The 8,858-nt window shown below is 29.7% G+C and carries 7 protein-coding genes and 1 pseudogene; 2 read left to right on the forward strand and 6 right to left on the reverse strand.

From position 1 onward, the window contains the following. Positions 1-10: 10 nt before the first annotated feature. The gene (locus B4E95_RS05785) at positions 11-445 is read left to right on the forward strand and encodes a hypothetical protein (RefSeq protein ID WP_291090630.1); all 435 of its coding nucleotides are present in this window, start codon (positions 11-13) and stop codon (positions 443-445) included. Positions 446-564: 119 nt separating this feature from the next. Then, positions 565-1,539 carry a hypothetical protein gene (locus tag B4E95_RS05790; protein WP_291090632.1) on the forward strand — a complete coding sequence of 325 codons (975 nt, stop codon included), beginning with the start codon at positions 565-567 and terminating at the stop codon, positions 1,537-1,539. Between the two features lie 60 nt (positions 1,540-1,599). Here B4E95_RS05790 and B4E95_RS05795 read toward each other — a convergent pair. The 6 genes and pseudogenes from B4E95_RS05795 to B4E95_RS05820 form a co-directional block, all read right to left on the reverse strand. Continuing rightward, a pseudogene (locus B4E95_RS05795) lies at positions 1,600-2,331 on the reverse strand (DUF4184 family protein). A 39-nt stretch (positions 2,332-2,370) separates the two neighbouring features. Further along, a complete protein-coding gene (locus tag B4E95_RS05800) occupies positions 2,371-5,088 on the reverse strand; it encodes a hypothetical protein (RefSeq protein WP_291090634.1) in 2,718 nt (905 codons plus the stop codon). Between the two features lie 102 nt (positions 5,089-5,190). Continuing rightward, positions 5,191-6,216 (reverse strand): hypothetical protein, encoded by a 1,026-nt coding sequence (locus tag B4E95_RS05805; protein ID WP_291090636.1) that lies wholly within the window; start codon positions 6,214-6,216, stop codon positions 5,191-5,193. Then, the gene (locus B4E95_RS05810; RefSeq protein WP_291090638.1) at positions 6,209-7,042 is read right to left on the reverse strand and encodes a molecular chaperone; all 834 of its coding nucleotides are present in this window, start codon (positions 7,040-7,042) and stop codon (positions 6,209-6,211) included. Before B4E95_RS05810 ends, B4E95_RS05805 begins: the two co-directional genes overlap by 8 nt. A 19-nt stretch (positions 7,043-7,061) precedes the next feature. Continuing rightward, positions 7,062-7,631 (reverse strand): hypothetical protein, encoded by a 570-nt coding sequence (locus B4E95_RS05815; protein WP_291090640.1) that lies wholly within the window; start codon positions 7,629-7,631, stop codon positions 7,062-7,064. Positions 7,632-7,801: 170 nt separating this feature from the next. Then, complete coding sequence (locus B4E95_RS05820; protein WP_291090642.1) at positions 7,802-8,665, reverse strand: helix-turn-helix domain-containing protein; 864 nt, start codon at positions 8,663-8,665, stop codon at positions 7,802-7,804. Positions 8,666-8,858: the final 193 nt, after the last annotated feature.

An 8,858-nucleotide genomic window follows, 5' to 3' on the forward strand; every position in this document is an offset into this window, starting at 1 on the left:
ATAAATTATTATGGGACTTAGAACTTTTTTGAAAAGAATTTTAGGAAAAACGGAAACTGCGATTGATGTTGCGGGAGATAAATTTGACGATGTTTCGGCAACTGTAAAAAAAGCAGGGACATTGATTGCAGATGACGCATCGGATTTTGCGCGTAAAACAATCAATAATATAAAAGATGCTTCGGGTGATTTGAAAGAACAATCGAAAGAAGCCGCTAAAGATTTTAAAGAAAGATCGAAGCAAGATTATAACGATGTAAAAGATATTGCGGAAAAACAAATGAAAGAAACAAGTGCTTTTGTGAAAGAGAAAGTTTCGGATTTGAAAGAAACTTTTAGAGAAGAAAAAACAGAATTGGAAGAAAAAGCTGATGAGTTAAAAACAAAAGCCGAAAATAAATTAGCCGAAGCTTCTGAAGACATTAAAAAAGAGACAAACGATTAAAAAGTCTTTATTTATCAAGTTTTATTACAATTTATAAATGTTAAATTTAACATTAGTTATTGATTATTATAAAATTGGTTTAATTTTTGATTTAATAATTTTTCCTCGAAATAATTAAAATGACTGAATACAAAGATCTTGAACCTTCTAAAAATACTAAATATAAAAATGAATTCGTAAAGAATATTATTATTGCTGTTTTAGCAGTTGCCCTCTTATTAGCTATTGCGTATATTGTATATTCTAAAGAGGCAAATGCAAAATCTTCGATAGAAATGCAAAGTGATATCAATGATTTGGAACGATCTAGAGAAATTCTGAAACAAGAATTACGTATAATTAGATCAGATTTTGATGATGCTAAAACTCGTGTTGTAAAAAAAGATTCTTCTTTAAGTTATCAAGATCGATTGATTTTGGAGAAACAAAAAGAGATTCAATCAATCTTAAATAAAGAAGGAATTACAAGTGGAGAATTGCAGCGTGCTAAACGTTTGATAACCTCTTTACAAGCAGATATTAAAGTTTATAAAGAAGAAATTGTTCGCTTGAAAGACGAAAATAAAAAGCTAACAAACAAGAATACAGAGTTAACTTCGGAAAATTCTCATTTGAATGAGCAGAAAAAAACTGTTGAATCAAATTTGAGTACTGAAAAAGAAAATCATCAGAATTTAATCAAAGAGACAAATTCTACTTTATCGATTTCAAATTATACGATTAAAGGTTTGCGAGTAAAATCAAGCGGAAAAGAAGTGGAAACAACGCGAGCAAGAAGAATTGATAAAGTTAGAGTATCTTTTGATTTGGATAAAAACTTGAATGCGACTTCAGAAACCAAAGAATTGTATGTATCTATTTATAAACCAAGCGGCGAGATAGGAAAATTTAAAGGTGCTGATGCTGGTGAAACAACTTTACGTTCTGGATCTTCTGTAGAATATTCTGATCGTGTAAAAGTTAATTACAATAATATGTCTGGTTCAAGAGTTAATTTTGACTGGGTTGATTATGATTTTCCAAAAGGTGAATATAAAATTGATATTTACCAAAATGGATATAAAGTTGGTCAAAATATAATTACACTTCGATAAATATTAAAATTATAAATCCATAAAAAAATCTCTTCAGTATTATTGAAGAGATTTTTTTATTTAACAATATTTTTCTTTCACCCCAAAAATAACCAAACTCAAAAAAATACTCATTCCGATAACGACAATGATGTTGCTTAATCCAATTTCTATTGGGAAGAAAACTAATCGTATTGTGGAAATAATAGTTGTAAATAGAACTACTTTTAACCAAAAAATGTAATCAAATTTAGTTTTTAGAAGAATTTGTTTTGGCATTTTATAAATCCAAAAAGCGATAAAAATCGTACCTAAAAAAGTGCTAAAATGTTGTTGAAATTTATACCCTTTTACTTCGAAATTTTTGAAAGGAATTTGAACCCAAGTTTTCTGTAAAGCATGAAAATGTTTCGCAAAAAATCCCCATTCATGGGTAAAAGCATCCCAAGAAAGATGTGAATATGCACCTATTATAATTGAGAGAATTACAATTATCCAATGTTTTTTGAAATAATCAATCCAATCAAAAATTAGGAATTGAGCAAATCGTTCTTTTAAAAAATAAGGTAAATGATGAATTAAAACATCTCGGACAAATAAGTGAAAAACGAAACAATAAATAAGAGCAATTGGTAAATCAAAATACAAAACGCCTCAAAACAAATGAATATACGTCGCTACAATCTCCATTCGAGAGAAATATTCTAAATCTGGCGACATCGAACCAATGATTAATCCCGTCATCGAAAACCAATTCGATTTTAGCTTTTTTAGCGCAAGAACAATTGCTGGATGGCAAAAAGTTAGTGGCATTTAGGTTTTATTTTGATGCAAAGTAAATCAAAATATCCATTAATTACCAAAACGTTTGATGTTAACTTTTCGCTCCTTAATTTTCAAAATAAGCGGTTCATATTCTGTATTTTGTTCCTTTTCTACCGTTACTTTATTCAAATATGTTTTTGCATAAACATGTTCTGGTAAACTATTTTCTACAAGATGAAACGTATAATTTCCGACAGGTAAAAAAGCTGTATATTCACCTCTATCATTTGTTTTAACTGTAAAAACCTGTCCATTTTCGTGATTAAAAATCAATGTAAATCCGAATAAATTTGCCGAAACCTGATACTCCAAATTTGAAGATAATTCATACTCAACTTTTCCTCTCACAATACCAGTTTGTTGCATTGGAATAGAAATAGAAGTCGTTTTCGCATTGATATTAACCGCGAAATCTTGTGCAAACCATTTTTGTCCAGGAAGTTTGATTATATAATTACCATAAGGAACTTTTTTATACTTGATATTTCCTTCTAAATCTGTAATAAAATTCGTTTCATTTATCTTTACATTACGACTATCAGCCACTTTATCACCTTCATCAAAAATACCATTTGCATTGTAATCATAAAACACAAACAAATTCAATGTTCCGTCTTTTACATCTGTCACAGTACGTTTCGCAGGCAAATTATATTGTACACCAACTTGCAAATAAGTTTGTTTGCTATTCAATGTTTTCGAATCGTAATGACTAAAATTCGCTTGTGTACTCACAATAAAATTATCAATTGGTTGATAATCTAAAGAAGCTCCAAAAGTTAGGGTGTTTCCAAAATTTTTGTCAATATTATAGTAGGTAGAAACTGCTGTATTCAATTTTTTCTGAAAAAAGCTTTGACGAAAACTCGCCGAAGTTGTAAAACGTTCTAATTGATGATTAAGATTATTCGTCGAATAAACCTCTGCAATCATCATACTTCCTCGTTGATAAATTGAGCTTAACTGAAAGTTTTTCACATTCCACGTTAATTGTCCATAAACAATTGGATCAACCTTATTCAATTCATTTAGCTCAGAAAATCCTCCTAAAGTATTCAACACCAACTGATGCACACGAGAATTAGACAACCACGTAAATGTTCCGTTTAAATAAGCTGATTTAAAATCCATCGGCGAATACGTAAACGTGTCATAATTTAGGATATTTGATTTTTCGATATTCAATTTTGGAGAAATCGAAAGATTGAAATGATTCGCTAACTTGAACGAAATTCCCGTCTCAAAACGCAACGCTTTCGACTCATTTGCTTGTTTATAATTTATCAAATATGGATCGATAGATTTCGGATTATTGTTCGTAACCGTTAACGAAGACCATAATGAAAATTTAGAAAACGTACGTTGCAAACGCTGATTGAGATACAACGCTCCACGTCTAGTGCCTGGGTAATATCCTGAACTATAATAATTAGAACTATAAAAATAAAACTTACCTATTTCTCCTGAAACATTAGCAGAAACAGATAATGAATTTTCGACATTGTTCGTTTCGTTAAATTTTGACAAACCATACCCAAATTTTACTGAGTGATTCCATTTATTTGGTGTTATCCATTTGTATCCATTTGTCAAAACAAAATTAGTTGTAGAATAATTTTTATCCAAAAAAGCAGAAGTCTCTAGTTCATTTTTATCTTTTATCAAAAATCGTCCATTCGCAAAAGTTGTATGGCTATTCTTGAAAACATCATTACTCAAATCATCTAATAAATTATAATTTTTTTCGACCATTCCAACTACAATTCGGTTGTCATTCTTATCATAATTATTGAACAACATCACGCCTCGTCCATTAATTGGAATATCAAAATCGTTGTTATTGATTGATCCGATTAAAATTCCTTTGTCTTTGCGTTGATATTTCACCCAAGAATCCGTCAAAACCATGTCTTGATCTTTATTCCAAGTTGTCCCATTAATGTTATACGCAAATTCATTCAACCCCACCGAAAATTCTTGATGCGCCGTTAAATTATAATTTGCATTAGCAGAATTTATATCACGAGCAGTTAATCGAACATAATTTGTAGAAAAATTGGTCCAATTCTGATTTAACATTGTTGAATCTCTATACACACGATTGGAACTTGCATTCTGAATGGTAAAAAATACATTTCCTGCAAAATCTTTGGTCGTTGTATAACCCGAAACATTTGCCTGAAAACTTTCAATTTTCATCATATCTCGGTCTACATATTTAGAAAATCGAACAATTTTTTCTTGAAAAGCTTCTACCTTAATTCGTTTGTTATCAGAAGTAAAATTGCCTCTGAAGTCAGGAAGAACATTGGTTAACAAAATTTCTTCGGCTTGATTTCCCATATTCATTACTTTCAATTCATAATGAATAGAATCTCCTTCTTGACGATAAAAAATATTACTCTGGACAGGAAAAATCTTGATGTTTCTCTTCTGCAAAACCACAACCGAAGTAACGGATTTCCCTATTTCTTTTTTGCTTAAAAAATCAATAATGCTGAATTCTAAATCTAATTTTCCAGCCATTTGCGATTTGTTCACCGTAAACTGCATTGGAATAAAAGCCTTCTTGTTTGGATTGATTTTTAGTTGAAGATTATCTTGCGAATACGATCTTATCGCTGAAGGAATTTTAAGTTCCAAACGAGCATTTATCGTATCATTGGTCGTATTTTCTAATTGAAGAATAACAGAAAAATTGTTGCTATCTTCTAATTTAACTTCTTTTATTGTGCTAAATTTCAATCCATTATTTATAGTTTGAGCACGGAAATTTTGTCCGCTAACAAGCATAAGCAGAATAAAAAATACGCTTCGAAAATAATTGATTGAAAAGAACATATTGTTTTACAAAGGTGTAATCGTGTACAGCAAAGAAGTTGAATAATTCCCAGGTTTGCTATTCAAAATTTTATTATCCGACGGAGTTGTAGAATAAATAATATCGTACTTTTTTGAAGCTGTTTTAGAACTATTCGTCATCAATGATTGATTGTAATTCGAAAGTTTTATAACCTTAGAAAGATTATTTGTTTCGGTATCTTTTATCTGAACATTAATTGAATTTAATTCCAAATTCTGAGCATCACTCGATTGTAAATGTTGATTAAGCGACGAAACTTGAATATCGTAAGCCGTATCAGAAGAAACAATTAAGCCGTTTTGATATTCTTTCTTCACTCCATTTCTATAATCTTGTATTGTATTGAAAACCAATTCTCCATTTACAGCAGAACCATCGACCGCAATAGAAAGCGTCGGAACTGGTTCGTAATTTCCATTTGGACTAATTTGCATTTCAATCGAAAAAAGACTTGTTCCAATCACGTTTCCAAGCTCATTTAACAATGAAAACTCTAATTGAATAGGATAATTATTCCAAGATTTTAGAGGATTTAGATAATTTCCAGCATCAATCACAATATCATAATTCAAGACAATTGCACCGTATTTTCCTGTAGTTGTAGCAATAGTTAAAGGAGAATTTCGAATAAAATAATTGGAAGAAAAACTCATTGCGATATTATTCTGAATAACTCCTAATTGATTTAGTGTAGGATAATTCTCTGAATAATATTGAGAAGTTGTATAATTATTGAATTTTAATTTCAGTTTTTCGACAGGGAATTCTTTTTTCTCAGAATTTACAATAGGCGAAACAGCTCGCGCAACTAAAGACCAATTTTTATAATTTAATGCACCAGTCATATGCATTTGTACAGCCACAACATTAGACACTGTAACTCCACTACTTCCATTCACTAACACCCAACCTTTATTATGAGCATTTAACGTAAACTGAGCAGAAACTGCCATTGTCAACAATACTGTAATTGTTGAAACTATTTTCTGAAACAAATTATTATTAATCATTTGAGAACGTCAATTCTGCAACTTTCAATTGATCATCTTTCTCAAAACTTAAAGTTGCGGTAACAATATACGAGCCTTTTGGCAAATCCTTTGGCAATGGTATATATACAATTCTTTTATCATTTGGTAAACTATAAAAAACTGCATCTTGCAATTTTATTTGTTGACCATTTTCTTGATTAATGATTTCATTTCTAATCGTTCCTTCGCTCCAAACATTTCCATCATTCGAAATAGTTAGCACCAAACGATTTTCTGCTTTATCGTAAACAAAATTTGTAAACTCAACATTTGTATCACGTGGAATATTTAATCGTTGATAAATCTTAATACCTGTACGTATTGAAAAAACAATATTTTCCCCACTTTTATTTTGTCCAGCAATAGGATTTGTTTGCGTGATGTACATCATAGCTGTATGTACACTTTCTGCATTTATATTTTCTGGAACTTGCATCAGAACTTCTATTTCTTTCGATTCTTTTGGTAAAAGTGTAAATGTATTACTTGGTAAAACTGTGATCCAGTTTGCATTACTTGTTGGTAAAGTATTGATATCCGAAACTATATTAGCTCCATATTCATCATACTTCCAATCATTAAAAGAAACAGACAACTCTAATGTATGTACATCACTTACATTGGTTACCATAATCTTTTTACGCTCAGACTCACCAGGATTTAACGCAAAATAAGTCCTTGGTGGACTTACTGTAATACCTGATTGGGCATTGATTTTTGTAGAAATAATCAATGCTAAAAAAGAAACGATTGTTAATAAACGAAGTACTTTCATAAGCAAAATAGAAGTGACATTTTTCAACATCACTTCCTATTTTTTTATATTATTGAGCTTCTATTGTATAAATTACAGTTGTTGTATACACAGTAGGATTCTCAGCATTGTAATATTTGTTTACATAAGCATCAGTTCCTTGTCCAGTATATGCAACGTTGAATTTTAAATCTGTACCACCAACTGTACTTGAAAATAATGGTTTAGCTTCAGTATTCAATGCAACTTCTTTATTAAATTTATATGAAGTTAATAAATTTCCACTACCTTTACTTGCTTCTAAATTAATTGTTTTAGCTTCAATTTCTCCTTTTACTTCATTATTTTTAGAAGTTAACTTCTCATTTTGAGATCCTACTTTAACAGCAAACCCTCCAGTACTATATACAACTAAGTGGTCTTTCATTTCTTTTGTAACACCTTTTGAATAATCTTGTTTTGTTATATAATCTATGTCAACTTCACTACCTCCAATAACAATTGTTTGAATTGGGTGTAGTTTTACGTTTAATGTTGCAGTTGCAGTTGCAGTTGCAGGTATCACTGGAGCAACTTGAGCGAAAGCAATTCCAGAAACTAATCCACAGAAAATTGTTAAAAAAAATGCTAATTTTTTCATGATTTTATAATTTGTTAAAAATTTATTAAAAAATATTTGTTAAACAATCTGGTAGTTTGTATATTTAAGATTGGTTATTCTCAAATGCGATTGCAAATGTAGAAGTTGTTTTTTATTCTTAAAAGATTAAATCATACCAAAAGATGATGAAAAACGACATTTCTAACTATTTAATTCGGAGTGCTTTGTCTGAATTTAGTCGGAGAAATCCCCGTGTTTTTCTTGAAAAACGCAGTAAAATTGGTTTCTTGAAGGAAATTGAGTTCCAGCGCAATGTCTTTTATTGACATTTTTGAGTTGACTAATAAAATCTTTGCATTTTTCATCAATTCTTCAACAATCATTTCTTTTGCTGTTTTTCCAAAAACGATTTGAGTTGCTTTATCTAACCTTCTTTTTGTAATAAAAAGTTTATCACTGTAAAAAGATACTTGTTTATTTTCCTTGACATTTTCTTGCAAAAGTTTTTTGAATTTTGTCGCAAGTTCTACATCAAAATCATCTTGTATAAATTGGCTTTGCATATCAAATGTTTCCATTTGACCATTGATAATAATACGTTCCAAGAGATTATGAGCAAGCTTCATATCTAATTCATTTTCGAATGCAGTAAAGAAATATTGCAAATAATTAGCCTCAAAAATTGGAGCAGAACAAATTGTATTCTCAACAATATTTATAATATCTCGCGAAAAAAGTGTAGAATTTTCTAACTTCAAGTTTTCTTCGATTGATTTTGAATAAAATTCTTGTTTAAAAACAATATAATAAGCATCAGTACGAGTAGTTTGTTTCACAAATTCTTGAGAGATATTGGGAGCTATAAAAAGAAAATGGTTTTTAGGAATCGAATATTCTTTTCCATTTATTTTATGAACAAATTTTTTAGAACCAGACCAGATTATTCCAAAATACTCATCAACAGATAACTCTTTTCTCAATTTTTCTGTATGTAGGATATCATTCAATTCAAATGCAGTTATACCTACATCAAAAACCAAATTATTATAAACATTACAATTATTCAACAACATACGTCTATACTATTTTATCAATGTTATCAATGCAAAATTACGACCGTTTTTAACCAAATTACTTGATATAAATCAAGTTATAATTTTAGTGCTCCAAAAATAATAAAATACAATATGCTATTTAAGTATTTTAAAAAATTAACTAAAAAAGAAAGCTTATTTTTAATGAATAAAAAAAAGAAGCTGTCTCAAA

Origin of the sequence: Empedobacter sp. UBA7494, assembly GCF_002478465.1 — a bacterium.
Classification (GTDB): Bacteria; Bacteroidota; Bacteroidia; order Flavobacteriales; family Weeksellaceae; genus Empedobacter; species Empedobacter falsenii_B.

Excerpts from the sequence above, each read along its gene's own strand:
- B4E95_RS05815 (WP_291090640.1), bottom strand. The coding sequence starts at position 7,631 with ATGAAAAAATTAGCATTTTTTTTAACAATTTTCTGTGGATTAGTTTCT.
- B4E95_RS05790 (WP_291090632.1), top strand. The coding sequence starts at position 565 with ATGACTGAATACAAAGATCTTGAACCTTCTAAAAATACTAAATATAAA.
- B4E95_RS05820 (WP_291090642.1), bottom strand. The coding sequence starts at position 8,665 with ATGTTGTTGAATAATTGTAATGTTTATAATAATTTGGTTTTTGATGTA.
- B4E95_RS05805 (WP_291090636.1), bottom strand. The coding sequence starts at position 6,216 with ATGATTAATAATAATTTGTTTCAGAAAATAGTTTCAACAATTACAGTA.
- B4E95_RS05810 (WP_291090638.1), bottom strand. The coding sequence starts at position 7,042 with ATGTTGAAAAATGTCACTTCTATTTTGCTTATGAAAGTACTTCGTTTA.
- B4E95_RS05785 (WP_291090630.1), top strand. The coding sequence starts at position 11 with ATGGGACTTAGAACTTTTTTGAAAAGAATTTTAGGAAAAACGGAAACT.